This is a genomic window from Labedella phragmitis, assembly GCF_004078635.1.
Lineage (GTDB): Bacteria > Actinomycetota > Actinomycetes > Actinomycetales > Microbacteriaceae > Labedella > Labedella phragmitis.
In genome coordinates this window covers 238,726-261,333 of the sequence record NZ_RZNB01000004.1, presented here as the reverse complement: position 1 = coordinate 261,333, position 22,608 = coordinate 238,726, and the positions used below count along the sequence as shown (strand labels likewise).

The 22,608-nt window shown below is 67.5% G+C and carries 31 protein-coding genes; 27 read left to right on the top strand and 4 right to left on the bottom strand.

Going from position 1 to position 22,608, the window contains the following annotated elements:
• Positions 1–33: 33 nt before the first annotated feature.
• The 3 genes from ELQ90_RS11720 to ELQ90_RS11710 form a co-directional block, all read right to left on the bottom strand.
• Positions 34–4,239: an efflux RND transporter permease subunit gene (locus tag ELQ90_RS11720; protein WP_128495459.1), complete on the bottom strand. Its 4,206-nt coding sequence runs from the start codon at positions 4,237–4,239 to the stop codon at positions 34–36.
• A gap of 154 nt (positions 4,240–4,393) precedes the next feature.
• Positions 4,394–4,606, bottom strand: a complete 213-nt coding sequence (locus tag ELQ90_RS11715; RefSeq protein WP_128495458.1) for a hypothetical protein — start codon at positions 4,604–4,606, stop codon at positions 4,394–4,396.
• Positions 4,607–4,611: 5 nt separating this feature from the next.
• A complete protein-coding gene (locus ELQ90_RS11710) occupies positions 4,612–4,848 on the bottom strand; it encodes a hypothetical protein (RefSeq protein WP_128495457.1) in 237 nt (78 codons plus the stop codon).
• Positions 4,849–5,154: 306 nt separating this feature from the next.
• Between ELQ90_RS11710 and ELQ90_RS11705 the strand changes: the two genes are divergently transcribed.
• The 25 genes from ELQ90_RS11705 (at position 5,155) to ELQ90_RS11585 (ending at position 19,755) form a co-directional block, all read left to right on the top strand.
• Positions 5,155–5,595 carry a hypothetical protein gene (locus ELQ90_RS11705; RefSeq protein ID WP_128495456.1) on the top strand — a complete coding sequence of 147 codons (441 nt, stop codon included), beginning with the start codon at positions 5,155–5,157 and terminating at the stop codon, positions 5,593–5,595.
• Positions 5,596–6,107: 512 nt separating this feature from the next.
• Positions 6,108–6,416: a 30S ribosomal protein S10 gene (gene rpsJ / locus ELQ90_RS11700; protein ID WP_022895514.1), complete on the top strand. Its 309-nt coding sequence runs from the start codon at positions 6,108–6,110 to the stop codon at positions 6,414–6,416.
• A gap of 17 nt (positions 6,417–6,433) precedes the next feature.
• Complete coding sequence (gene rplC, locus ELQ90_RS11695) at positions 6,434–7,090, top strand: 50S ribosomal protein L3 (RefSeq protein WP_128495455.1); 657 nt, start codon at positions 6,434–6,436, stop codon at positions 7,088–7,090.
• A 4-nt stretch (positions 7,091–7,094) separates the two neighbouring features.
• Complete coding sequence (gene rplD, locus ELQ90_RS11690; protein ID WP_128495454.1) at positions 7,095–7,745, top strand: 50S ribosomal protein L4; 651 nt, start codon at positions 7,095–7,097, stop codon at positions 7,743–7,745.
• The gene (gene rplW, locus ELQ90_RS11685) at positions 7,745–8,041 is read left to right on the top strand and encodes a 50S ribosomal protein L23 (RefSeq protein ID WP_128495453.1); all 297 of its coding nucleotides are present in this window, start codon (positions 7,745–7,747) and stop codon (positions 8,039–8,041) included. The genes rplD and rplW overlap by 1 nt, the downstream gene beginning before the upstream one ends.
• Before the next feature lie 19 nt (positions 8,042–8,060).
• The gene (rplB, locus tag ELQ90_RS11680) at positions 8,061–8,900 is read left to right on the top strand and encodes a 50S ribosomal protein L2 (RefSeq protein ID WP_128495452.1); all 840 of its coding nucleotides are present in this window, start codon (positions 8,061–8,063) and stop codon (positions 8,898–8,900) included.
• A 12-nt stretch (positions 8,901–8,912) separates the two neighbouring features.
• Positions 8,913–9,194, top strand: a complete 282-nt coding sequence (gene rpsS / locus ELQ90_RS11675) for a 30S ribosomal protein S19 (protein WP_128495451.1) — start codon at positions 8,913–8,915, stop codon at positions 9,192–9,194.
• 26 nt (positions 9,195–9,220) lie between these two features.
• Positions 9,221–9,586: a 50S ribosomal protein L22 gene (rplV, locus tag ELQ90_RS11670; RefSeq protein ID WP_128495450.1), complete on the top strand. Its 366-nt coding sequence runs from the start codon at positions 9,221–9,223 to the stop codon at positions 9,584–9,586.
• On the top strand, positions 9,586–10,338 hold the full coding sequence (rpsC, locus tag ELQ90_RS11665; protein WP_128495449.1) for a 30S ribosomal protein S3: 753 nt from the start codon (positions 9,586–9,588) through the stop codon (positions 10,336–10,338). The genes rplV and rpsC overlap by 1 nt, the downstream gene beginning before the upstream one ends.
• A gap of 2 nt (positions 10,339–10,340) precedes the next feature.
• Positions 10,341–10,760 (top strand): 50S ribosomal protein L16, encoded by a 420-nt coding sequence (rplP, locus tag ELQ90_RS11660; protein ID WP_106561987.1) that lies wholly within the window; start codon positions 10,341–10,343, stop codon positions 10,758–10,760.
• Entirely contained in the window at positions 10,760–11,086 is a 327-nt protein-coding gene (gene rpmC / locus ELQ90_RS11655; RefSeq protein WP_128495448.1) for a 50S ribosomal protein L29, read from the top strand. The genes rplP and rpmC overlap by 1 nt, the downstream gene beginning before the upstream one ends.
• A gap of 2 nt (positions 11,087–11,088) precedes the next feature.
• Positions 11,089–11,409, top strand: coding sequence for a 30S ribosomal protein S17 (gene rpsQ, locus ELQ90_RS11650; RefSeq protein ID WP_128495447.1), 321 nt, complete (start codon positions 11,089–11,091; stop codon positions 11,407–11,409).
• A 34-nt stretch (positions 11,410–11,443) separates the two neighbouring features.
• Entirely contained in the window at positions 11,444–11,812 is a 369-nt protein-coding gene (gene rplN, locus ELQ90_RS11645; protein ID WP_106561984.1) for a 50S ribosomal protein L14, read from the top strand.
• Between the two features lie 2 nt (positions 11,813–11,814).
• The gene (rplX, locus tag ELQ90_RS11640) at positions 11,815–12,177 is read left to right on the top strand and encodes a 50S ribosomal protein L24 (protein WP_128495446.1); all 363 of its coding nucleotides are present in this window, start codon (positions 11,815–11,817) and stop codon (positions 12,175–12,177) included.
• Entirely contained in the window at positions 12,177–12,764 is a 588-nt protein-coding gene (rplE, locus tag ELQ90_RS11635; protein ID WP_128495445.1) for a 50S ribosomal protein L5, read from the top strand. Before rplX ends, rplE begins: the two co-directional genes overlap by 1 nt.
• A 107-nt stretch (positions 12,765–12,871) precedes the next feature.
• Positions 12,872–13,270: a 30S ribosomal protein S8 gene (gene rpsH / locus ELQ90_RS11630; RefSeq protein WP_128495444.1), complete on the top strand. Its 399-nt coding sequence runs from the start codon at positions 12,872–12,874 to the stop codon at positions 13,268–13,270.
• Between the two features lie 6 nt (positions 13,271–13,276).
• Positions 13,277–13,813, top strand: a complete 537-nt coding sequence (gene rplF / locus ELQ90_RS11625) for a 50S ribosomal protein L6 (protein ID WP_128495443.1) — start codon at positions 13,277–13,279, stop codon at positions 13,811–13,813.
• A 2-nt stretch (positions 13,814–13,815) separates the two neighbouring features.
• The gene (rplR, locus tag ELQ90_RS11620) at positions 13,816–14,175 is read left to right on the top strand and encodes a 50S ribosomal protein L18 (protein ID WP_128495442.1); all 360 of its coding nucleotides are present in this window, start codon (positions 13,816–13,818) and stop codon (positions 14,173–14,175) included.
• A gap of 56 nt (positions 14,176–14,231) precedes the next feature.
• Positions 14,232–14,924 carry a 30S ribosomal protein S5 gene (rpsE, locus tag ELQ90_RS11615; RefSeq protein ID WP_128495555.1) on the top strand — a complete coding sequence of 231 codons (693 nt, stop codon included), beginning with the start codon at positions 14,232–14,234 and terminating at the stop codon, positions 14,922–14,924.
• Entirely contained in the window at positions 14,924–15,109 is a 186-nt protein-coding gene (rpmD, locus tag ELQ90_RS11610) for a 50S ribosomal protein L30 (protein WP_127050370.1), read from the top strand. The genes rpsE and rpmD overlap by 1 nt, the downstream gene beginning before the upstream one ends.
• Positions 15,109–15,807 (top strand): 50S ribosomal protein L15, encoded by a 699-nt coding sequence (gene rplO, locus ELQ90_RS11605; protein ID WP_128495441.1) that lies wholly within the window; start codon positions 15,109–15,111, stop codon positions 15,805–15,807. The genes rpmD and rplO overlap by 1 nt, the downstream gene beginning before the upstream one ends.
• Before the next feature lie 204 nt (positions 15,808–16,011).
• Positions 16,012–17,334, top strand: a complete 1,323-nt coding sequence (gene secY, locus ELQ90_RS11600) for a preprotein translocase subunit SecY (RefSeq protein WP_128495440.1) — start codon at positions 16,012–16,014, stop codon at positions 17,332–17,334.
• Complete coding sequence (locus tag ELQ90_RS11595) at positions 17,331–17,954, top strand: adenylate kinase (protein ID WP_243696145.1); 624 nt, start codon at positions 17,331–17,333, stop codon at positions 17,952–17,954. The genes secY and ELQ90_RS11595 overlap by 4 nt, the downstream gene beginning before the upstream one ends.
• A gap of 3 nt (positions 17,955–17,957) precedes the next feature.
• Positions 17,958–18,785 carry a type I methionyl aminopeptidase gene (gene map, locus ELQ90_RS11590; RefSeq protein WP_128495439.1) on the top strand — a complete coding sequence of 276 codons (828 nt, stop codon included), beginning with the start codon at positions 17,958–17,960 and terminating at the stop codon, positions 18,783–18,785.
• A gap of 73 nt (positions 18,786–18,858) precedes the next feature.
• Positions 18,859–19,755: an aminodeoxychorismate lyase gene (locus ELQ90_RS11585; protein ID WP_128495438.1), complete on the top strand. Its 897-nt coding sequence runs from the start codon at positions 18,859–18,861 to the stop codon at positions 19,753–19,755.
• Positions 19,756–19,776: 21 nt separating this feature from the next.
• On the opposite strand, the gene ELQ90_RS11580 is transcribed toward ELQ90_RS11585, so the two are convergent.
• Positions 19,777–21,711 (bottom strand): BglG family transcription antiterminator, encoded by a 1,935-nt coding sequence (locus ELQ90_RS11580; protein WP_128495437.1) that lies wholly within the window; start codon positions 21,709–21,711, stop codon positions 19,777–19,779.
• Between the two features lie 219 nt (positions 21,712–21,930).
• Here ELQ90_RS11580 and ELQ90_RS11575 point away from each other — a divergent pair, with 219 nt between their 5' ends.
• Together ELQ90_RS11575 and ELQ90_RS11570 are read left to right on the top strand one after the other, a co-directional pair.
• On the top strand, positions 21,931–22,248 hold the full coding sequence (locus ELQ90_RS11575; protein WP_128495436.1) for a PTS sugar transporter subunit IIB: 318 nt from the start codon (positions 21,931–21,933) through the stop codon (positions 22,246–22,248).
• An 82-nt stretch (positions 22,249–22,330) separates the two neighbouring features.
• Entirely contained in the window at positions 22,331–22,600 is a 270-nt protein-coding gene (locus ELQ90_RS11570; protein WP_128495435.1) for an HPr family phosphocarrier protein, read from the top strand.
• The last annotated feature ends 8 nt before the right edge of the window (positions 22,601–22,608 follow it).

The window sequence follows — 22,608 nt, the reverse complement described above, 5'->3', positions numbered from 1 at the left end:
CCGGGGCCCTTCGTCGTGCCTGGTGGAAGCTGCTCAATCGAGCCCGGCGATGAGCATGCGCGGCTCCGACGCCGCGGTGGGCGTCACGACCCACATGGCGGGTTCCGGCTCGGTCGTCGTGCTGAGCACACGATCGTACAGGGAGTCGAACTCGCGCCCGACGACGTCGGCGTCCTCGGCAGGGACGCGCACGTCGACGTCGGGGTCCACGCTCGGCCCGAGGATCTCCCACAGGACGAGCTGGGCGGCGAAGTAGGAATAGCCGTGCAGTTCGGTCCGGAGGAGTTGCGAGAGCCGGGCTGCCATCGAGAACTGATCGGGCGAGAGGGTGCTGCCCGAGAACTCGAGGGCGCGGACCGGGGTCGCGACGCCGACGCCGTGGCTCGCGTGCGGGGTGAACGGATCGATCATGAGGAGCGGACGCCGCCCGCCCGACCCGATGGTCCACCACGTGCTCAGGGTGGCGGTCTCGAGCCGTTCCTCGTCCTGCGAGAAGGTGACGTACTGCGACGACGCGCCTCGATGCGTCCGTCGCCCCCCGCCCGGCGCCGCGGCGCCCGCGCCCGTCGACGCGCCCCAGGGGGCCGAGGAGGGCCGAGCGAGCGCCGGGGTCGGAGTGATGAGCGGGACGGGACGGGGATCCGGTGACGACTCAGCCGCCGACATGGACGGCGATGGTACTGGCGCTGACGCGGTCACGGCGGGTACGAACCGGGTCGTGCGTTCGAGATCCGCTGCCGGGTGCGTCGCCGGAGTCGGGTCCTCGCGGACGGGACCGATGTGCAGGACGGGCTCTCCCGTCGGGGCGACTCGGGAGACGCCGTGGTGCGCGGGATCCGCCTCCCGCGATCGGGGCGCCTGTCGCGAGGGCTGGTCGCGATCAATGCTCGATGTCGTCGAGGAACGGAGCCGAGCGACGTACCGGGTGCGGGTGCCGCCGCGCTCCGACCCATCGGGCGCGGAGGTGCGTCCGCCGTGGTCATGCAGCGGACGTTCCGGCGGAGTCGGGGACGGAGCCACGACGCGCGGTCGGGTCCGCGGTTCCGAGCGACTCGGGCGCTCGATCGGTGCACGCCGCGGCGAGGGGCGAACGGGAGCGCGTCCGGCGGCGGCCGGGCGTCCCAAACGGCCCGCGCTCGGGGTCGCGCCGCGCTTGTAGCGCGGAACCCCGTCGTCCTCGCTCTCGACGCGACGATCGCGACGCTGCTCGCGCCACCGCTCGAGCAGGAAGTACAGCACCGGCAGCACGATGAGCGTGAGCAGTGTCGACGACACGAGCCCGCCGATCACGACGAGCGCGAGCGGACGGGAGATGAAGGCGCTGCTGTTCGTGAAGCCGAGCGCCATCGGCACGAGTGCGAAGACCGTCGCGGCGGCCGTCATGAGGATGGGCCGGATGCGACGGGAGGCGCCATCGATGATCGCCTCATGGAGAGGCATGCCCGCCGCCCGCCGTTGATTGACGAGGTCGACGAGAACGATGGAGTTCGTGACGACGATGCCCACGAGCATGAGGCAACCGATGAGCGACGGGATGCCGATGGGCTCTCCCGAGATGCCCTGGATGATGGCGCCGCCCGTCGCCGCGAACGGGATGGCGACGAGCAGGAGCGCGGGCTGCACGAGCGAGCGGAACGCCGCGACCATGATCGTGTAGACGATGAGCACGGCGATGAGGCTCACGATCCCCATCTGCTGGAAGGCGTCGACGCGAGCCGTGACCGAACCGCCGAGGCTCACGGTCGCCCCGTCGGGAAGGTCGATGTCATCGATCGCCGCCGCGAGCTGATCGGACGTCGCTCCGAGATTGTCGGTGCGCGGCTCGACCGTGATGACGGCCGACCGGAGCCCCTGCTGGCTCTGGACGACGACGGGACCCGCGGTCTTCGTGACCGTCGCGAACGTGGACAGTGGTTTCTCGCCGTCCATCGGCGTGTCGATCGGGATGTCGTCGAGGTCCGCCGTGGCCGTGATCCTCTTCTCCGGGTACACGAGGATGTCGAGCGTGTCGCCGCCGACGACCATCGTCCCGGCTTCGGCGCTCGAGAGCGCGCCGGTGACAGCGTCGCGCACGTCCTGATCGGTCAGGTCGTACTCGATCGTCTTCTCGCCGTCGACGTCGATGTCGACGTGCTCGACCGTGTTGGCCGCCGTCGATTCGGTGTCGGCGACCGTACTGAGGGCCTCGACATTCTCGGTGACCGCAGCGATGGCCTCCGTCAGTCCGGCGTCGTCGATCGCCGTCACGGAGATCTCGATGCCGGAGGAGAACTCCATGTCGCTCGCGATCGAGTAGTCGATCTCGCCCAGCGTGTCGTACTCGGGGAGCGACTCGAGGCGGTCGCGCACCTCGTCGATCATCGCCGTCTGGTCGACATCGGGCGGCGTCGAGAGCAGATACGACGCGATCCCGGCACCACCGCCGAGAGACGCGTCCTTGATGATGGATCCCGACGAGCGGATCGAGGTCTGGACCCGTTCGACGCCGTCGACCTTGGCGAGCGCGCCCTCGATGATCTCCGCCGACTTCTGCTGCGAGGCGACGCTCGTCGTGGGATCGAGCTTCTGCATGACGCGGATCTGCGTGTCGCCGAGGGGAGCGAGGTACCCGGTGGACAATCCCGGGATGATGACGCTCGTACCCGCGACGATCGCCAGGCTGAACGCGACGATGCGCCAGGGTCGAGCGAGCGACCACGTGATGACGGGGCGGTAGCCGCGGTCGATGCGGTTGCGGACGCGCTCGTCGAATCGCGGACGCGTCGGCTGCAGCGGGCGCGGGTGCACGAACCAGTACGCGAGCACGGGGATGATCGTGAGCGAGATGACGAGGGACGCGAGCATGGCGGCGGCGGCGGTGAGTGCGAAGGGACGGAAGAGCTCGCCGATCGTCCCCCCGATGTAGGCGATGGGAAGGAAGACGGCGACCGTTGTGAGCGTCGACGACATCACCGCGCTCGCGACCGTGGCGACGCCCGTTGTGATGGCCGTGAACCGGTCGGCCGTCACGAGCATCTCGCGTTCGATGCTCTCGACGACCACGATCGAGTCGTCGACGACACGTCCGATCGCCACGGTGAGGGCCGCGAGCGTGATCATGTTGATCGAGAAACCGGCTGCGGTCATCGCGATCGCCGCGAGGAGGATCGAACTCGGGATCGAGAACGCCGTCACGAGAGTGGTCCGGATCGACGCGAGGAAGAACAGCACCACGATGACGGCGCACACGAGTCCGATGAGTCCCTCGGTCGCAAGGGTCTCGATCGACTTCTGGATGTAGGGGGACTGATCGAACACGACGGTGGACTCGAGGTCGTACTTCGCGTCGACGTCGGCCATCTCCGCCGCGACGTTCTTCGCGAGTTCGACGGTGTTGGCGTTCGGGACCTTCGTGACCATCATGACGACCGTCGGATCGCCGTCGACACGGGAGACGATCGACGCCCCCGGGACCATGTGCTGCACGGTCGCGACCTCGCCGACCGTGAGGGTCTCGCCTGTCTTCGGAGCGACGACGGGGATCGCGGCGATGTCCTCGGCGTCGCCGACGGCCGTGCCGCTCTGCACGTCGAACGTGCGCTCGCCCTCGGTCACCGAGCCGGACGCGTCGACGGCGCCTCCCGACAGGATGGCGGCCTGGAGGTCGCTGATGCGGATGCCCGTCTCGTCGCTCCGCGACTCGTCGAGCTTGACCTGCATCTGGTCGTCGGCGACACCGACGAACCGTGCCTCGCGGACACCGGCGACACCCTCGACGCGCTTCGAGATGGAGTCCTGCAGCGTCTTCGTCAGTTGCGTCTCGCCCGGGCTGATGGCGAACTGCATGACGGGGAAGTCGTCGACGGAGGCCGCCGAGACCTGCGGCTTGAGGTCGTCGGGCAGCAGCGTGCGGTTCTCGCCGATCTTCTTGGAGATCTGCTCGCTCACGTCCGTCGTGTCGAGCCCGAGTTCGAAGGTCGCGGTCACGAGCGACAGCCCCGATCCGCTGTACGTCGTCGTCGACTCGAGACCGTCGACCGACTCGACGATCGTCTCGATGACGCTCGAGACCTCGCTGTCCACCACGGTCGGCGTCGCCGCCTCGTACGAGGTCACGATGGAGATCGTCGGTGACGCCATCGCGGGCACGAGGTCCTGGCGCATGGACGAGAAGGCGATGCAGCCGAAGACGGCGGACACGATCGCGAGGAGCGTGATGAGCGACCGGTTGTGCAGGCTGAATCGGGCGAGGTTCTTCATCGAATCCACTTCGGGTGGGGTGTCGCAGGAGGGTCGGGGATCAAGGATCGAGGCGGTGGAGCGGCCCGAACGGTGCCGAGCGCGAGGCGCGTCACCGGCCGGGTCCACCGGGTCGGTCGCTCCGGCCCATGCGGGTGACCGGAGCGACCGCCGTTCACGGGGCCTGCAGGGGCGTGGGGTACTGCCAGTTGAGCGTCGTGCCGTTCGTCGTGCTGCCGCCGCTCGTCGTCCCCCAGTTCTGCGAGTAGCCGCACCCGGTCGCTCCGATGAGCATTCCTGCTGCGACGGCGATGGCGCCCGCCGCGCGGAGTGGGTTGCGGAGCCGGCGCGGTTGGCGCTCGCCGTTCTTCTTCAGCGTTGTCTGCATCCCGATCACTTCCCGAAGGTGACGGCGCCGCCGGTTGAGCCGCCGTAGGACGTCCCCTGGTCCTGATGGACGGAACCACCGGTGACGACGGCACCCGACGGGATCTGCCCCGACTGCTGCGACTGCTGCTGGAAGAAGCCGGCAGGGGGACCCCCGCACGCGGAGAGCCCGCCGACGGCGACGCCCGCGAGCAGCACGACGGATGCGAGCCGGACACCGGCCCGCGTCTGCATGGATTTCATGTGTGTTCCCTTCGTTCCGGCCGGACCGATCCGGCCGCCTGTGGAATCGGACACGGCGATCATGCGACGTGAGTCGGCCTCACCTAACCCCTTCGGGGGGCATTTCGTCCCGGCGCATACTCCCCCGGGCGGGCCACCTCGCCCCGGCCGTGTACTCCTGCACTGCAGGTCAATGAGCATGTGCCCCGTACTGGGGTGAGGGTTACTCACATTAGGCAGTGAGCATCGCTCAGGTTTGCGTTAGCGTGGGATCACTGCGATCAATCCGAAAAAGGGGGAGATGCCGACGCAGCGGCAACTCGAAAAATGGTTACTTCAGCAACGGGAGCCCGACCCGTGACGAAGACCCGCCGGCACCTCGACTCGTCGAACGAGGGGCGCTCCAGCGCCTTCGTCCGTACGTCGGCGGCCGCGGGAGTCGTCACGCTCGCAGCGCTCATGACAGCATTCACCGGCGGCGCGGCCTCCGCCTCCACCGTGGAGGTCGACGGCGCCGATGCCGTCGTCGTCCAGGCGGCGGGCGAGGATTACGTTCCCGAACAGAGCGGTGTCTCCGTGGAGACTCCGTCGTTGATCCCGGCCGACGCTCCTGCGGCCGACCCCGCGGTCCCCGCTGACGGCCTCGCCGTCACGGGAGCCGACGCCGGTCTCATCGCAGGTCTCGCCGGACTCTTCATCGCCGGCGGCGCGGTCATCACGATCGCCGGCTCGGCCGCTCGCCGTCGCACGGCGCGCGCCAAGGGCTGATCACCGGTCACCCCAACGGAACACGGACGCCCCCCGAGCCGCTCGACGGCTCGGGGGGCGTTCGTCATGTCGCCCGGAATGGCGCGGGAGTCGGCGCGACACGCCCGGGTTGCATGAATGCCTGGCGTCTCGTAGACTTTCCTAGTTCAACACTCCGCGGATGGTCGTGCGCTCGCGCACGGATGTCACCGCGGATCACTGCCAGGCAGTGCATAGGCACGTCCTCCGGTTCCTCGAGAACCGCGTGGGGGCGTCGGTCTAGGCCGCGGGCAGCAGGACGACGACTCAACCGAAACCCACACGATCCGGCTACACGTGCGTCCGCCTTCGATGAAGACGGAACACCGACGGGCCGGGTCGGGGGTCGGCGAGGTTTGACAGAAGAACAGTGTTCGAGAGAGCAGCGGCGCGACAACAGGAGCGCCGGGCATGGGGCGCGTGAGCGCCCGATGCGAACGAAGCGCGTCCAATGCGAGGGATCGTAAGACGCAAGACAGAGAGTGAGTCACACAATGGCGGGACAGAAGATCCGCATTCGACTTAAGTCGTACGACCACGAGGTCATCGACACCTCGGCACGCAAGATCGTCGACACGGTCACCCGCGCGGGTGCGACCGTCGTCGGCCCCGTGCCGCTCCCGACGGAGAAGAACGTGGTGGCCGTCATCCGTTCGCCCCACAAGTACAAGGACAGCCGGGAGCACTTCGAGATGCGCACCCACAAGCGCCTCATCGACATCATCGACCCGACGCCGAAGGCCGTCGACTCGCTCATGCGACTCGACCTGCCGGCCGACGTCAACATCGAGATCAAGCTCTGAGTCGAGGGACGATAAGAATGTCAACGCAGAACAAGACCAGCAAGGGTCTGCTCGGCACGAAGCTCGGCATGACGCAGGTGTGGGACGAGAACAACAAGCTCGTTCCCGTCACGGTCATCCAGATCACGCCGAACGTCGTGACCCAGGTCCGCACGCCCGAGGTCGACGGTTATGACGCCGTCCAGATCGCCTACGGGCAGATCGACCCCCGCAAGGTGAACCAGCCCGCCGGTGGACACTTCGAGAAGGCCGGCGTCACGCCGCGCCGCCACCTCACCGAGATCCGCACCGCCGACGCCTCCGACTACTCACTCGGTCAGGAGCTCGCGGTGAACGAGGTCTTCGAGGCCGGCCAGAAGGTCGACGTCGTCGGTACCTCCAAGGGCAAGGGCTTCGCCGGTGTCATGAAGCGCCACAACTTCAAGGGCGTCTCGGCGTCGCACGGTGCTCACCGCAACCACCGTAAGCCCGGCTCCATCGGTGCCTCGTCGACGCCGAGCCGCGTCTTCAAGGGCATGCGCATGGCGGGCCGCATGGGTGGCGAGCGCGTCACCGTCCTCAACCTCCACGTGCACTCCGTGGACGCCGAGAAGGGCCTCATCCTCGTGAAGGGTGCCGTCCCCGGCGCGCGTGGGCGCATCGTTTTCGTCCGCAACGCAGTGAAGGGAGCCTGACCCCATGGCTACTGAACTCGACGTTCTCGACACCGCAGGCAAGAAGGCGGGCTCTGTCGAGCTCCCCGCAGAGCTCTTCGATGTCCAGACCAACATCCCGCTGATCCACCAGGTCGTCGTCGCGCAGCTCGCGGCGGCTCGCCAGGGCACCCACAAGACCAAGGGTCGTGGCGAGGTCTCCGGTGCCGGCCGCAAGCCCTTCAAGCAGAAGGGCACCGGCCGCGCCCGTCAGGGCTCGATCCGCGCTCCCCAGATGACCGGCGGTGGCATCGTCCACGGACCCGTTCCCCGCAGCTACGCGCAGCGCACCCCCAAGAAGATGATCGCGGCCGCTCTCCTCGGAGCCCTCTCCGACCGTGCCCGTGGGGCTCGTCTCCACGTCGTCGAGACCCTCTCGGTCGCCGACGAGCGCATCACGCGTGCCGCTGCCGAGTACCTCGGCGGAATCGCCTCGTCGAAGCACGTCCTCGTCGTGCTCGAGCGCGACGACGAGAAGAGCCTTCTCGCCGTCCGCAACATCCCGACGGTGCACGTCCTCAGCCAGGACCAGCTCAACGCGTACGACGTGCTCGTCTCCGACGACATCGTCTTCACCAAGGCCGCCTTCGACGCGTTCGTCGCGGCGAAGACCAAGAAGGAAGAGGTGACCGCGTAATGGCCGCCAACAAGGATCCGCGCGACATCATCATCAGCCCGGTCGTCTCCGAGAAGAGCTACGGTCTGATCGACGAGGGCAAGTACACGTTCGTCGTGGACCCCCGCTCGAACAAGACCGAGATCAAGCTCGCCATCGAGAAGATCTTCAAGGTCGAGGTCGCGTCCGTGAACACGCTCAACCGTACGGGCAAGACGCGTCGTACGAAGTTCGGCATCGGCAAGCGCAAGGACACCAAGCGCGCCATCGTCACACTCAAGTCCGGTTCCATCGACATCTTCACGGCTGTCGGCTAGGAAGCGGGAGGAAGAAAACATGGCTATTCGCAAGTACAAGCCCACGACCCCGGGTCGCCGCGGGTCGAGCGTCGCCGACTTCGCCGAGATCACGCGATCGACGCCCGAGAAGTCGCTGCTCCGCCCGATCTCCAAGACCGGTGGACGCAACAACCAGGGCCGCATCACGACCCGTCACATCGGTGGTGGCCACAAGCGCCAGTACCGCGTCATCGACTTCCGTCGTAACGACAAGGACGGCGTCAACGCCAAGGTCGCTCACATCGAGTACGACCCCAACCGCACCGCCCGCATCGCGCTCCTCCACTTCGTGGACGGCACGAAGCGCTACATCCTCGCGCCGAACAAGCTCTCACAGGGCGACATCGTCGAGTCGGGTGCCGGCGCTGACATCAAGCCCGGCAACAACCTGCCGCTGCGCAACATCCCGACGGGTACCGTCATCCACGCCATCGAGCTCAAGCCCGGCGGGGGAGCGAAGCTCGCCCGCTCGGCCGGCGTCTCGGTGCGTCTCGTCGCGAAGGACGGCCCCTACGCCCAGCTGCGTCTGCCGTCCGGCGAGATCCGCAACGTCGACGCGCGCTGCCGCGCGACCGTCGGCGAGGTCGGCAACGCCGAGCAGTCGAACATCAACTGGGGCAAGGCCGGCCGTAAGCGCTGGAAGGGCGTCCGCCCGACCGTGCGTGGTGTCGCGATGAACCCGGTCGACCACCCGCACGGTGGTGGTGAGGGCAAGACCTCCGGTGGACGCCACCCGGTCAGCCCGTGGGGCCAGAAGGAAGGCCGCACGCGCCACCCCAACAAGGAGAGCGACAAGCTCATCGTTCGTCGCCGCAACGTCGGCAAGAAGCGCAAGTAGGAGTTGTAGAAGATGCCTCGCAGTCTCAAGAAGGGCCCCTTCGTTGACGACCACCTGTTTCGCAAGGTCGTCGCCGCGAACGAAGCCGGCTCCAAGAACGTCATCAAGACCTGGTCGCGCCGCTCGATGATCGTGCCGGCGATGCTCGGTCACACGATCGCCGTGCACGACGGTCGCAAGCACATCCCGGTGTTCGTCACCGAGACCATGGTCGGTCACAAGCTCGGAGAGTTCGCCCCCACGCGCACGTTCCGTGGCCACGTGAAGGACGACAAGAAGGGCCGCCGCCGCTGACCGCGGAGGCGTAAGGAGGAAGAGAAATGGTGGAGTCAATCGCCCGCGTGCGACACATCCGCGTCACCCCCATGAAGGCTCGTCGTGTCGTCAACCTCATCCGCGGAAAGCAGGCTCAGGAGGCACTCGCCATCCTGAAGTTCGCCCCGCAGGGTGCATCGGAGCCGGTGTACAAGCTCGTCGCGTCCGCTATCGCGAACGCCCGGGTCAAGGCCGACGCGACCAACAGCTACCTGGATGAGCAGGACCTGTACATCGCCAAGGCGTACGTCGACGAGGGCACGACCCTCAAGCGTTTCCAGCCGCGAGCCCAGGGCCGTGCATTCCGCATCAACAAGCGCACCAGCCACATCACGGTTGTGCTCGCCACTCCCGAGGAGGGGACGAAGTAATGGGTCAGAAAGTCAACCCGTACGGCTTCCGTCTCGGCATCACCACCGACCACGTGTCGCGCTGGTACGCCGACAGCACGAAGCCCGGCCAGCGGTACTCCGACTACGTCGCGGAGGACGTCAAGATCCGTCGCCTGCTGAGCACCTCGCTCGACCGCGCCGGTGTCTCCCGCATCGAGATCGAGCGCACCCGTGACCGCGTGCGTGTGGACATCCACACGGCGCGCCCGGGCATCGTCATCGGCCGCCGCGGCGCCGAGGCCGAGCGCATCCGCGCCGACCTGGAGAAGCTGACCAAGAAGCAGATCCAGCTCAACATCCTCGAGGTCAAGAACCCCGAGGCCGACGCCCAGCTCGTCGCGCAGGGCATCGCCGAGCAGCTCACCGCTCGCGTGGCGTTCCGCCGCGCGATGCGCAAGGGGCTGCAGGGCGCTCAGCGTGCCGGCGCCAAGGGCGTCCGCATCCAGGTGTCCGGCCGACTGGGCGGCGCCGAGATGAGCCGCTCGGAGTTCTACCGCGAGGGCCGTGTGCCCCTGCACACGCTCCGCGCCAACATCGACTACGGCTTCTACGAGGCCAAGACGACGTTCGGCCGCATCGGCGTGAAGGTGTGGATCTACAAGGGCGACATCACGAACAAGGAACTCGCCCGCGAGCAGGCCAACCAGAAGTCGAGCCGCCCCGAGCGCAGTGACCGTCCGCGTCGTGCCCCTCGAGGCGAGGCGCCCGTCGCCGCAGGAGTTGAGGCATAACCATGTTGATCCCACGCAGAGTCAAGCACCGCAAGCAGCACCGCCCCGTGCGTACCGGTCAGGCGACCGGTGGCACGAAGGTCAGCTTCGGCGAGTTCGGCATCCAGGCCATGACGCCCGCCTACGTGACCAACCGTCAGATCGAGTCCGCTCGTATCGCCATGACGCGTCACATCAAGCGTGGTGGAAAGGTGTGGATCAACATCTACCCGGACCGTCCGCTCACGAAGAAGCCGGCCGAGACCCGAATGGGTTCCGGTAAGGGCTCGCCCGAGTGGTGGGTCGCGAACGTCAAGCCCGGCCGTGTGCTCTTCGAGGTCGCGGGAGTCGACGAGACTCTCGCCCGCGAGGCGCTCACCCGTGCAATCCACAAGCTGCCCCTCAAGGCACGCATCATCAAGCGCGAGGAGGGCGACGCATAATGGCGATCGGTTCCAAGGAGCTCACCCCGAGCGAGCTCGACACATTCGAAGACGAGCGACTCGTCGACGAGCTGCGCAAGGCCAAGGAAGAGCTGTTCAACCTGCGCTTCCAGGCCGCGACCGGCCAGCTCGAGACGCACGGACGGCTCCGCGCCGTCAAGCGCGACATCGCACGCATCTACACGGTCATCCGCGAGCGCGAGCTCGGGATCCGGGCCACCCCCGCTCCTCTCGAGGTGCAGGCGAAGGCTCCGAAGAAGAGCAAGAAGGCCGCCAAGGAGTCCGCTGAGGACACCACGACGCCCGACGAGACGAAGGAGGCCTGATCATGGCTACCGCAACTGACAAGGCTGCGCAGGGTCACGAGTCGGCCGAGCACGACGTCAAGGACGCCGCCAGCCGCGGTTACCGCAAGACGCGTCGCGGCTACGTGACGAGCGACAAGATGAACAAGACCATCGTGGTCGAGGTCGAAGACCGCGTGAAGCACCCGCTTTACGGCAAGGTCATCCGCCGCACCTCGAAGGTCAAGGCCCACGACGAGCTCGAGACCGCCGGCATCGGGGACCTCGTGATCATCGCGGAGACCCGTCCGCTGAGCGCCAGCAAGCGCTGGCGCCTGGTCGAGATCCTCGAGAAGGCCAAGTAAGCCCCCCGGGCTTGCTTCGTAGAAGGAGTACAGGATGATTCAGCAGGAATCGCGCCTGAAGGTCGCCGACAACACCGGCGCCAAGGAGTTGCTCACGATCCGTGTCCTCGGTGGCTCGGCTCGACGCTACGCCGGCCTCGGTGACGTCATCGTCGCGACCGTCAAGGACGCCATCCCCGGTGGCAACGTCAAGAAGGGCGACGTCGTCAAGGCGGTCGTCGTCCGGGTGAAGAAGCAGACCCGTCGCAACGACGGGTCGTACATCAAGTTCGATGAGAACGCGGCAGTGATCCTGAAGGGTGACGGAGACCCCCGTGGTACCCGCATCTTCGGGCCGGTCGGACGTGAACTTCGCGACAAGAAGTTCATGAAGATCGTCTCGCTGGCGCCGGAGGTTATCTAGTCATGGCGAAGATCAAGAAGGGCGACCTGGTCCAGGTGATCAGTGGCCCCAAGCAGGACCGTGGCGGCTTCCGTGGCAAGCAGGGACGCGTCATCGAGGTGCTCGTGGAGCGAAACCGCGTCATCGTCGAGGGCGTCAACTACGTCACGAAGCACGTGCGTCAGGGCCAGACCCAGCGCGGCACGAAGACGGGCGGCATCGAGACCCACGAGGCCCCGATCCACGTCTCCAACGTCGTCCTGGTCGACCCCGACACCAAGAAGCCGGTCAAGGTCGGCTACCGTTCCGAGGAAGTCGTGAAGGACGGCGTCACCAAGACGCGTCGTGTCCGCATCGACAAGAAGTCTGGTAAGGACCTCAAGTAATGACTGATACTGCACCGGCCGCTGGCAAAATCCAGCCCCGACTCAAGCAGAAGTACAAGGGCGAGATCGCTCCGAAGCTCCAGGGCGACCTCGGCTTCACGAACGTCCACCAGATCCCGACGCTCACGAAGATCGTCGTGAACATGGGTGTCGGTGACGCGGCGCGCGATGGCAAGATCATCGACGGCGCGATCAACGACCTCACGCTCATCACGGGTCAGAAGCCGCAGGTCACGAAGGCCCGCAAGTCCATCGCGCAGTTCAAGCTGCGCGAGGGCCAGCCGATCGGTGCGCACGTCACGCTGCGCGGCGACCGCATGTGGGAGTTCCTCGACCGTCTCCTGTCGCTCGCGCTTCCGCGCATCCGCGATTTCCGCGGTCTCTCGGACCGTCAGTTCGACGGCAACGGCAACTACACGTTCGGTCTCACCGAGCAGGCCGTGTTCCACGAGATCAACCAGGACCGCATCGACCGTGTCCGCGGTATGGACATCACGGTCGTCACGACGGCGAAGACCGACGACGAGGGACGCGCGCTGCTCAAGGCGCTCGGCTTCCCGTTCAAGTCGGCCGACTCCGCGCAGTAGGCTGGGAGTTCTGCAAGAAACGGGGTCCGGCAATCGCCGGACCCCACCACCACAGGTCGTCTCTCGCGTAACGGGTGCCGAAACCTGGTGAACGAAGGAAATCCATCATGACGATGACAGATCCGGTCGCAGACATGCTGACCAGACTGCGGAACGCCAACTCGGCGTACCACGACAGCGTCTCCATGCCCCACTCGAAGCTCAAGGGGCACATCGCCGACATCCTCAAGGCGGAGGGCTACATCTCCGACTGGACCGTCGCGGACGCGACGGTCGGCCAGACGCTCACGCTGAGCCTCAAGTTCGGCCCGAACCGCGAGCGGTCGATCGCCGGCATCAAGCGCGTCTCCAAGCCCGGCCTCCGCGTCTACGCGAAGTCGACGGAGCTCCCCACCGTCCTCGGTGGTCTCGGTGTCGCCATCCTGTCCACCTCCTCCGGTCTCCTCACGGACCGTCAGGCCGAGAAGAAGGGCGTCGGCGGGGAAGTCCTCGCCTACGTGTGGTAATCCGTCATGTCTCGTATTGGAAGACTCCCCATCGACATCCCCGCAGGGGTGACCGTCTCGATCGACGGTCGTAACGTCGCCGTCAAGGGCCCGAAGGGCGAGCTCGCGCTCACCGTCGCCGCCCCCATCGAGGCGACGATCGAGGACAACCAGGTCCTCGTCACCCGTCCGGACGACGAGCGCACGTCGCGTTCGCTCCACGGCCTCACCCGCACGCTCATCGCCAACCAGATCATCGGCGTGACGCAGGGTTACACCAAGGGCCTCGAGGTCGTCGGAACCGGTTACCGCGTCCAGCAGCGGGGGAGCTCGATCGAGTTCGCCCTCGGCTTCTCGCACCCGGTCACGGTCGACCCGCCCGCCGGCATCACCTTCACGGTCGAGGGCAACAACAAGCTCACCGTGTCGGGCATCGACAAGCAGGCCGTCGGTGAGGTCGCCGCCAACATCCGTAAGATCCGCAAGCCCGAGCCCTACAAGGGCAAGGGTGTGCGTTACGCCGGCGAGAACGTTCGTCGCAAGGCCGGAAAGGCTGGTAAGTAACCATGGCTGTCAAGACCAAGTCCGCCGCCCGTGGCCGTCGCCACGCGCGTCTGCGGAAGAAGATCGAGGGCACGGCCGTCCGTCCCCGTCTCGTCGTGACGCGCTCTGCTCGCCACGTCTTCGTCCAGGTCGTCGACGACGCCCAGGGCCACACGCTCGTCTCCGCATCCACGCTCGAGAGCGACCTGCGGACCTTCGAGGGTGACAAGACCGCCAAGGCGAAGCGCGTCGGCGAACTCGTCGCCGAGCGTGCCAAGCAGGCCGGCATCGAAGGTGTCGTTTTTGACCGTGGTGGTAACCGTTACGCAGGACGCGTCGCGGCGATCGCCGAGGGTGCTCGAGAGGGTGGATTGAACCTGTGAGCGAAGCAACCAGCAAGGAGCAAACTGTGGCTGAGACCACTGTTCCCGCAACCACCGTGTCCGACACGGCGGTCGCCGAGACGGCCGAGAAGCCCGTCGAGACGGCGGCCGGCAGCGAGAGCCAGACGCGCGACGAGCGCTCCGGCCGTCGCGGCGGCGGGCGCGACCGCAACCAGGGCGGTCGTGACCGTGGCGGTCGCGACCAGGACAAGAGCCAGTTCCTCGAGCGCGTCGTGACCATCAACCGCGTGTCGAAGGTCGTGAAGGGTGGACGTCGGTTCAGCTTCACCGCCCTCGTCGTCGTCGGTGACGGCAACGGTCTCGTGGGTGTCGGCTACGGCAAGGCCCGCGAGGTTCCCCTCGCGATCTCGAAGGGTGTCGAGGAGGCGAAGAAGAACTTCTTCCGCGTCCCGCGCGTCGGTTCCACCATCCCGCACCCCGTGCAGGGTGAGGCGGCCGCCGGTGTGGTCCTCCTCCGTCCCGCTGCGGCCGGTACCGGTGTCATCGCCGGTGGTCCGGTCCGCGCCGTGCTCGAGTGCGCCGGGATCCACGACGTCCTCTCGAAGTCGCTCGGTTCCTCGAACACGATCAACATCGTCCACGCCACGGTCACGGCGCTGCAGCAGCTCGAGGAACCTCGTGCCGTCGCCGCCCGTCGTGGTCTCGAATTCGACCAGGTCGCTCCCGAGCGCCTCGTCCGAGCAGAAGCCGACGCCGCAGCAGCGGCCGCGGCGAAGGTAGGTGCCTGATGGCCGGTCGTCTGAAGGTCACGCAGACCAAGTCCAAAGTTAGTGAGAAGCAGTACCAGCGGGACACGCTGCGCAGCCTCGGTCTCAAGCGCATCGGCGACGTCGTCGTCCGCCCGGACGACGCGCAGAACCGTGGTTACGTCAACACTGTTGCTCACCTCGTGAAGGTTGAGGAGATCGACTAATGGCTGACGAGAAGAACGACGTCACCGAGGAGACCCCGAAGAAGAAGGCTGCGCCGAAGGCGAAGTCCGACACTGCGGAGAAGGCTCCCAAGGCCGCGCCGAAGGCGAAGGTCGCTGAGGCCGACGCCTCCGAGAAGCCGGCCAAGAAGGCTCCGGCCAAGAAGGCCGCCGCCGGTACGACGGCATCGGCCGATTCGGCCGTCGCCGCTCCCAAGGCGGAGAAGAAGGCCACGAAGGACGCCGAGACGACCGCGGCTCGCGCCCAGGTCCTCAAGGTGCACCACTTGCGGCCCGCCGCGGGTTCCAAGAAGGCCAAGACCCGCGTGGGTCGTGGTGAAGGCTCGAAGGGTAAGACCGCGGGTCGTGGAACCAAGGGCACGAAGGCGCGTTACTCGGTCAAGGCCGGGTTCGAGGGTGGCCAGCTCCCGTCGCACATGCGTGCGCCGAAGCTGCGCGGCTTCAAGAATCCGTTCCGGGTCGAGTACCAGGTCGTCAACCTCGAGCGTCTCGCCGAGCTGTACCCGGCGGGAGGTGACGTCACCGTCGCCGATCTCGTCGACAAGGGTGCGGTTCGCAAGAACGAGAAGGTCAAGGTCCTCGGCGGCGGCGATCTGGGCGTCAAGCTCAACGTCGCGGTCGACAAGGTCTCCGATTCCGCGCAGGAGAAGATCCTCGCGGCCGGCGGCTCGGTAAAGTAGTCAGGAAGTAATCCCGACAGGCCGGACCCGTTCCGAGACCGTGATCGACGCCGTCGGTCGCCCTCGGAACGGGGCCGCCAGCGGACCAGGTGCGCGAACGGGCCCGGTGATCGGTTAGATTCGATTGCCGGGCCCGTTTCACGCGGACCCGGATCCCAACCGGGACGACGAGCCGAGCACAGGCTCGAAACCAGGAGGCCCCCTTTGTTCAGCGCCGTAGCGCGGATCTTCCGCACGCCAGACCTTCGTCGGAAGATCGGCTTCACCCTCGGCATCATCGCCCTGTACCGGCTCGGATCGTTCGTGCCCGCACCGTTCGTCGACTTCGCGAACGTGCAGACGTGTCTCCAGCAGAACCAGGGGACCTCGGGCCTCTACGAGCTCGTCAACCTCTTCTCGGGCGGCGCCCTCCTGCAGCTCTCGATCTTCGCGCTCGGCATCATGCCGTACATCACGGCGTCGATCATCGTGCAGTTGCTGCGCGTCGTCATCCCGCACTTCGAGACGCTCCACAAGGAGGGTCAGGCGGGCCAGGGCAAGCTCACGCAGTACACGCGCTACCTCACGATCTTCCTCGGCGTCCTCCAGTCCACGACGCTCATCACGGTCGCGCGCTCCGGAGCGCTCTTCGGCACCAACGCGAGCACCGAGTGCTCGCAGCTGCTCACGACGGACACCTGGTACGCCGTCCTCCTCATGGTCATCACGATGACCGCCGGCACCGGCCTCATCATGTGGATGGGCGAGCTCATCACCGAGCGCGGCATCGGCAACGGCATGTCGCTCCTCATCTTCACGTCGATCTCGGCGACCTTCCCCACGTCGCTGTGGGCCATCGCCCAGTCGCGCGGCTTCGAGGTCTTCCTCCTCGTGCTCGCGATCGGACTCGTGATCGTCGCCCTCGTCGTGTTCGTCGAGCAGTCGCAGCGGCGCATCCCCGTGCAGTACGCGAAGCGCATGGTGGGACGCCGGACGTACGGCGGCAACAACACCTACATCCCCATCAAGGTCAACATGGCTGGTGTCGTCCCCGTGATCTTCGCGTCGTCGCTGCTCTACCTGCCGGCGCTCATCGCCCAGTTCAACCAGCCGGCGGCCGGTGAGGAGCCCGCTGCGTGGGTCGTGTGGGTCACGAACTACCTCACGCAGGGCGACCACCCGCTCTACATGGCGCTCTACTTCTTCCTCATCGTGGGCTTCACGTACTTCTACGTCGCGATCACGTTCAACCCGGAGGAGGTCGCCGACAACATGAAGAAGTACGGCGGCTTCATCCCCGGCATCCGCGCGGGTCGACCGACCGCCGAGTACCTCGACTACGTGCTCACGCGTGTCACGCTGCCGGGCTCGATCTACCTCGGTCTCGTCGCGCTCATTCCGCTCATCGCCCTCGCGCTCGTCGGCGCGAACCAGAACTTCCCCTTCGGCGGCGCATCGATTCTGATCATCGTCGGCGTCGGACTCGAGACGGTGAAGCAGATCGACTCGCAGTTGCAGCAGCGTCACTACGAGGGACTTCTCCGGTGACCGGCGCTCAGGGGCAGGCCGGTCCGCGACTGCTCATCGTCGGGCCTCCCGGGGCGGGCAAGGGCACGCAAGCCAAGCTCATCGCCGAGACCTTCGGGATCCCCGCCATCTCGACGGGCGACATCTTCCGCGACAACATCAAGAACGGCACGGAGCTCGGCAAGCAGGTGCAGTCGATCGTCTCAACGGGCTCGTACGTCCCGGACTCGCTCACCAACGAGATCGTCCGCGATCGGCTCCTGCAGGACGACGCGGTCGCCGGCTTCCTCCTCGACGGATACCCGCGCACGACCGAGCAGGTCGCCGAACTCGACCGCATCCTGGACGAGTCGGGAGCGGGTCTCGACGCCGTCGTCCTCCTCGTCGCCGACACGGACGAGGTCGTGGAGCGCCTCCTCAAGCGGGCCGTCGAGCAGGGGCGCGAGGACGACACGGAAGACGTCATCCGCCACCGGCAGGACGTCTACCTCGAGCAGACCGAGCCGGTCATCGGTCTCTACCGCGATCGTGGCCTCGTCGCGGAAATCGACGGTCTCGGACGCGTCGACGAGGTCGCGGAGCGCGTCACGGCGGCTCTCGCCGATCGGGGCATCGTGCCGGTCGGCTCCGACGCGGTCTGACGCGTGTTCCGCAAGTCGATCTACAAGACGCCGGCCCAGCTCCGTCTCATGCTCGAAGCCGGTCGCCTGACCGAGGCGGCGCTCGACGCGGTGCGGCACGCGGTCCGTCCCGGCGTCACCACGCTCGAACTCGACGCGATCGCCGAGCGCACCATCCGGGCGGGTGGCGGCCAGCCGAACTTCATGCTCGTCCCCGGGTACCATCACACGATCTGCGCCTCCGTGAACGCCGACGTCGTACACGGCATCCCGAACGACCGGCCTCTCGAGCCCGGCGACATCGTCTCGATCGATTGCGGCGCCGAGGTCGACGGCTGGAACGGCGACTCCGCCTTCACGGTCGTGATCGACGATCGCTCCCGGCCCGACATCGTCGCGGAGCGGCGCACGCTCTCCGACGTCACCGAGGCCTCGCTCTGGGCGGGTGTCGCCCGACTGGCTCGCGCGAAGAGCCTCAACGAGGTAGGCGATGCGGTCCAGGGATCCGTCGAGAGCCGAGGCGACTTCGGTATCCTGACCGACTACATCGGGCATGGCATCGGGCGCTCGATGCATGAGGCGCCGCCCGTGTTCAACTACCGCGTGTCGCACAAGGGACCCGACGTGAAGCCGGGTCTCGCGGTCGCGATCGAGCCCATGGTCGTCGCGGGGAGCCCCGAGACCTTCGTGCAGGACGACGACTGGACCGTCACGACGGTCGACGGTGGGATGGCGTCGCACTGGGAGCACAGCGTCGCCGTCCACGCCGACGGCATCTGGGTCCTCACGGCTCGTGACGGGGGAGCGGCCGGACTCGCCCCGTACGGCGTGGTCCCGACGCCTATCGCCTGACGCGGACCTCGAGTCCGTCCCGCGTCTCGCGTCCTCGGTCGACGCGACACGATGCGGCGGTATCGTCGGGGGCATGATCTCCCCGTCCTCTCCCCGTGTGTTCTTCCTCGCGCCGTTCGCTGCGACCGACTCGCCGACGGAGGAGGAGATCGCCGCGTCCGTCCGCGAGGACGACGCCGCGGCCCCCACGCTCAGCGTGCTCGACCTCGGCGCCTCCCGTGGTGACGGCATCTTCGAGACGCTCGGCGTGATCGAGGGACGCCCGCAGGGCATCGAGGAGCACCTCGCGCGTCTCGGCAGATCCGCTGCCATGTTGGATCTGCCGGCGCCTCACATCGGTCAGTGGCGAGCGGCGATGGAGCGTGCCGTCGCTTCCCTGCCGTCGACGGGACAGGGGTCTCTCAAGATCGTGCTCACGCGCGGTGTCGAGGGCAGCGGCGTGCCGACAGCCTGGATCGTCGCGCGGGCGGCCGCCTCGGACTTCACGGAGCGCCGCGACGGCATCCGCGTCGTGACCCTCGACCGCGGCTTCCCTCTCGACGTCGCCGAGCGGGCTCCGTGGCTCCTCGCCGGCGCCAAGACGCTGTCCTACGCCATCAACATGGCGGCGATCCGCGAGGCGAAGCGGCGGGGTGCTCACGACGCGCTCTTCGTCTCCTCTGACGGCTTCGCCCTCGAGGGGCCGACCTCGAGCCTCATCGTGCGCTTCGGCGACCGCATCGTCACGCCCTCGACCGACGGCGGGATCCTGCCCGGAACCACGCAGGCCGCCCTGTACGCCTGGCTCGAGGCGGAGGGGTACCGGACGGAGTACGAGGCACTGCCCGTCGCGGCCCTCGAGCAGGCCGACGCGGCCTGGTTCGTGTCGAGCGTGCGGCTCGCCGCCCCCGTCACGGCGATCGACGATCGACCCCTCGCGATCGACGTCGCGCTGACGACCGGGATGAACGCGATGCTGCTCGGTCGCTGACCTCGGGAGCCGGGAAGGCCCTCAGGAGTCCATCGTGTGCACGAGCTCCTCGATGAACGACCGGAAGTCGTCCGATCCCCGGATGATGCGCTGCACGTCCTCCCGCACGGAGAAGACCTCGACGATCTGATCGAATACGGGCTGGAAGCGCGCTCGTCCGTCGGCGCTGAACGCGATGAGGGCGACCACGTTGACGCGGGCGTCTCCCCACGGGATGCTGTGCTCGTTGACGGCGATGGCGATCGCCGTCCGCTCCGCCGACATGGCCATCGCGTGCGGGACGGCGAGGGCGTCGGTGAACGCGGTCGACGACATCCGCTCGCGCTCGATGACCCCGTCGAGGTAGTCCTCGTCGATGGCGCCGTCCGCGATCATGAGCTCGCCGAGCTGGCGGATCATCGACTCCTCGTCACCGGTGTAGTGGTTGCGGACGAAGAGCGCGGGGGAGAAGTACTCGAGCAGCTCGGCCGCGATCGCCGAGCGCCGCCGACCACGGCGGAGCCGCGCGACGGCCCGTCGTACCCGGTCGCCGTCGGACTCGCCGAAGAACGGGCCGACGGTGACGACCGAGTCCACCGGCACGGGGGGCTCGATGGTCGACAGCACGAGGTCGACACCGAGGGAGTTCCAGGGCACGTCGGAGCGCGTTACGACGCGTTCGACCCGGACGAGGTCCCCGACCGACGCGAGGACGCGGGCCTTCAGCACGCTGTGGAGGTCGTAGTAGTTGGGGCACACGAGGACGACGGGCTCGAGGTCCTCCCGTCGCGCCTCCTGCTGGAGGTGGGCCCCGACGTGCATCGCGATGTAGGCGATCTCGTCGTCGTCGATCTCGACCCCGCTCAGGTCACGCAGTTCCCGCGCGATGAACACGGCGAGCTCGTAGATCATCGGATAGGACGTCTTGATCGAGCGCGTGAGGGGGTTCCGGGAGAAGGAGCGGTCGCTCGCCCGTTCGAGCAGATTGTGCACATGGAGCGCGAGCCGCGTGATGAAGTCCTCGTCGGAGAGGTCGACGGCGTATTCGGCGCCTGCGCGCTGGGTGATGCGGCGGACGCGGTCGAGATCGTCGTCCGCGAGGTAGCGCCGACGGTCGTTCTCACCGGCCTCCGTGGACGTCGATGGGGCGACCGCGCGCGTCGACAGGAGGTACCCGAGGTACTCGGCGTCGCCCTGTCCGAGCGCGACGCCGAAATGCTGCGTCACGAGCGCGTCGAGGAGAGCGGGGAACTCCTCGCCGTGGAAGCCCTCCGACCGCTGGGGCCGCTCGTCGTCCGGCACGCGCTTGTCGTGGGATACGCGGTCGACGGCGATCGCGATGTGGAGGAGGACGTTGTCGGTGCCGTAGTCGTTGACGTCGTACTGCCGGGCCTCGAGCTCGCGGAGGAGTGCCGTCTTGAACGCACTGAGGCTCTCGGACGCGAAAGCGCGCTCGACGGCGTCGAGATCGATGCGCCCTTGCGTCGTCTCGTCGCGGAAGAGTCGACTGATGAGGCGCCGACGGTCGCGCTCCGAGCCCGACAGCGTGACCGTCGATCCGTTCCGGGCGATCCGCAGCTCGAGCTCCGCGACGAGGGGACGCAGTTTCGCGAGGTCGGCCTCGACGGTCGACTCGCTCACGTGTAGCCGGTCGGCGAGGTCGAAGACGTCGAGTCCGTTCGCCGCGGCCAGCAGCTCGCGGATGATCCGGGTGCTGCGTTCGCGGGGTGTGTCGATCGTCGTGGCCGACCGCGACTCGGTGCTGCGGAAGCGCGCGTACGCCTCCTCGTCGAGGCGGTAGCCCGTCGGACCCGAGACGACGAGGTCCTCTGCCCCCGGACGGGCGCGGAGACGTGCGAGATACGTGCGGACGCTCCGCGGGGTGACCCCGAGGGCGTCCGCGAGCTCCGACGCCGTGACGGTGTCGGAGGCGCGCGCGAGGTGCGCGAGGATCCGGTCCTGTCTCTCGCGGGTCACGGGCGCTCCTCACAGTTCTCGGACGGCCGCGCATCGGTGCACCCGTCGAGTCAATCATCTCCGACGACCGACGCGTCCCCCGACCGCCGCGCACGGGCGGACCTTTCCGCCCCTGCGGAAGATTCCGTGGTGGCGTGCGAACGATCGGCCGACGAGACTGCTGATTGCGTGGGCGTTCCAGCCACGAGTACCACGGAGAGAAAGCGCAGGGACGGATCGATGGAGATCCTCGTCGTGTGTGGTGCGGGTGCGTCCTCGACGTTCGTCGCCCTCCGCCTCCGCCGCGCCGCGGCCGGGCGGGGCCTCGACATCACGGCTCGTGCCGGATCGCTCGAACTCCTCTCCTCCTCGTTGTCCGGGGTCGATCTCGTGCTCGTCGGACCCCACCTCGCCGATCGGCTCGACTCGATCGTCGACACCGTGCACGCGACCGACGAGCGGATCGTCGTCGCCGTGCTCCCCGAACCGGCCGTCGCATCGGCGGACGGCTCCCTCGCTCTCCAGACCGCCCTCGACGCCGCCGGGGTGGGATCATGAACGCCGGCCGGAGCCCCCACCTGGGGACCGCGCCGACGGACGACGTCGGAGCAGACATCAGGCGGCGGCTGAGGAGTGACCCATGGTTACACGCACCGTTCGCATCGGATCGTCGCACGGACTGCACGCCCGACCGGCCAAGCTGTTCACGCAGGCGGCCGCTGCGGCGCCCAACCCCGTCACGATCGCCAAGGGCGACGGCAAGGCCGTCAACGCCGCGAGCATCCTCGGAGTCATCTCCCTCGGTGTCGAGTTCGGCGACTACGTCACGCTCTCCTCGGAGGGAGACGGCGCCGACGCGACGCTCGACGAGCTCACCGAGCTGCTCGTCACCGACCACGACCAGGCGTGAGCGCACGA

What these genes read in the sequence shown, in the direction of transcription:
- rplR (WP_128495442.1), top strand. Translation starts at nt 13,816, where the DNA reads ATGGCTGTCAAGACCAAGTCCGCCGCCCGTGGCCGTCGCCACGCGCGT.
- rpsH (WP_128495444.1), top strand. Translation starts at nt 12,872, where the DNA reads ATGACGATGACAGATCCGGTCGCAGACATGCTGACCAGACTGCGGAAC.
- rpsS (WP_128495451.1), top strand. Translation starts at nt 8,913, where the DNA reads ATGCCTCGCAGTCTCAAGAAGGGCCCCTTCGTTGACGACCACCTGTTT.
- rpsJ (WP_022895514.1), top strand. Translation starts at nt 6,108, where the DNA reads ATGGCGGGACAGAAGATCCGCATTCGACTTAAGTCGTACGACCACGAG.
- rplD (WP_128495454.1), top strand. Translation starts at nt 7,095, where the DNA reads ATGGCTACTGAACTCGACGTTCTCGACACCGCAGGCAAGAAGGCGGGC.
- rpmC (WP_128495448.1), top strand. Translation starts at nt 10,760, where the DNA reads ATGGCGATCGGTTCCAAGGAGCTCACCCCGAGCGAGCTCGACACATTC.
- rpsC (WP_128495449.1), top strand. Translation starts at nt 9,586, where the DNA reads ATGGGTCAGAAAGTCAACCCGTACGGCTTCCGTCTCGGCATCACCACC.
- rplE (WP_128495445.1), top strand. Translation starts at nt 12,177, where the DNA reads ATGACTGATACTGCACCGGCCGCTGGCAAAATCCAGCCCCGACTCAAG.
- ELQ90_RS11705 (WP_128495456.1), top strand. Translation starts at nt 5,155, where the DNA reads ATGGTTACTTCAGCAACGGGAGCCCGACCCGTGACGAAGACCCGCCGG.
- ELQ90_RS11710 (WP_128495457.1), bottom strand. Translation starts at nt 4,848, where the DNA reads ATGAAATCCATGCAGACGCGGGCCGGTGTCCGGCTCGCATCCGTCGTG.
- rplP (WP_106561987.1), top strand. Translation starts at nt 10,341, where the DNA reads ATGTTGATCCCACGCAGAGTCAAGCACCGCAAGCAGCACCGCCCCGTG.
- rplN (WP_106561984.1), top strand. Translation starts at nt 11,444, where the DNA reads ATGATTCAGCAGGAATCGCGCCTGAAGGTCGCCGACAACACCGGCGCC.
- rpmD (WP_127050370.1), top strand. Translation starts at nt 14,924, where the DNA reads ATGGCCGGTCGTCTGAAGGTCACGCAGACCAAGTCCAAAGTTAGTGAG.
- ELQ90_RS11570 (WP_128495435.1), top strand. Translation starts at nt 22,331, where the DNA reads ATGGTTACACGCACCGTTCGCATCGGATCGTCGCACGGACTGCACGCC.
- rplC (WP_128495455.1), top strand. Translation starts at nt 6,434, where the DNA reads ATGTCAACGCAGAACAAGACCAGCAAGGGTCTGCTCGGCACGAAGCTC.
- rplF (WP_128495443.1), top strand. Translation starts at nt 13,277, where the DNA reads ATGTCTCGTATTGGAAGACTCCCCATCGACATCCCCGCAGGGGTGACC.
- ELQ90_RS11720 (WP_128495459.1), bottom strand. Translation starts at nt 4,239, where the DNA reads ATGAAGAACCTCGCCCGATTCAGCCTGCACAACCGGTCGCTCATCACG.
- rplX (WP_128495446.1), top strand. Translation starts at nt 11,815, where the DNA reads ATGGCGAAGATCAAGAAGGGCGACCTGGTCCAGGTGATCAGTGGCCCC.
- ELQ90_RS11575 (WP_128495436.1), top strand. Translation starts at nt 21,931, where the DNA reads ATGGAGATCCTCGTCGTGTGTGGTGCGGGTGCGTCCTCGACGTTCGTC.
- ELQ90_RS11585 (WP_128495438.1), top strand. Translation starts at nt 18,859, where the DNA reads ATGATCTCCCCGTCCTCTCCCCGTGTGTTCTTCCTCGCGCCGTTCGCT.
- ELQ90_RS11715 (WP_128495458.1), bottom strand. Translation starts at nt 4,606, where the DNA reads ATGCAGACAACGCTGAAGAAGAACGGCGAGCGCCAACCGCGCCGGCTC.
- rpsQ (WP_128495447.1), top strand. Translation starts at nt 11,089, where the DNA reads ATGGCTACCGCAACTGACAAGGCTGCGCAGGGTCACGAGTCGGCCGAG.
- rplW (WP_128495453.1), top strand. Translation starts at nt 7,745, where the DNA reads ATGGCCGCCAACAAGGATCCGCGCGACATCATCATCAGCCCGGTCGTC.
- rplV (WP_128495450.1), top strand. Translation starts at nt 9,221, where the DNA reads ATGGTGGAGTCAATCGCCCGCGTGCGACACATCCGCGTCACCCCCATG.
- rplO (WP_128495441.1), top strand. Translation starts at nt 15,109, where the DNA reads ATGGCTGACGAGAAGAACGACGTCACCGAGGAGACCCCGAAGAAGAAG.
- rplB (WP_128495452.1), top strand. Translation starts at nt 8,061, where the DNA reads ATGGCTATTCGCAAGTACAAGCCCACGACCCCGGGTCGCCGCGGGTCG.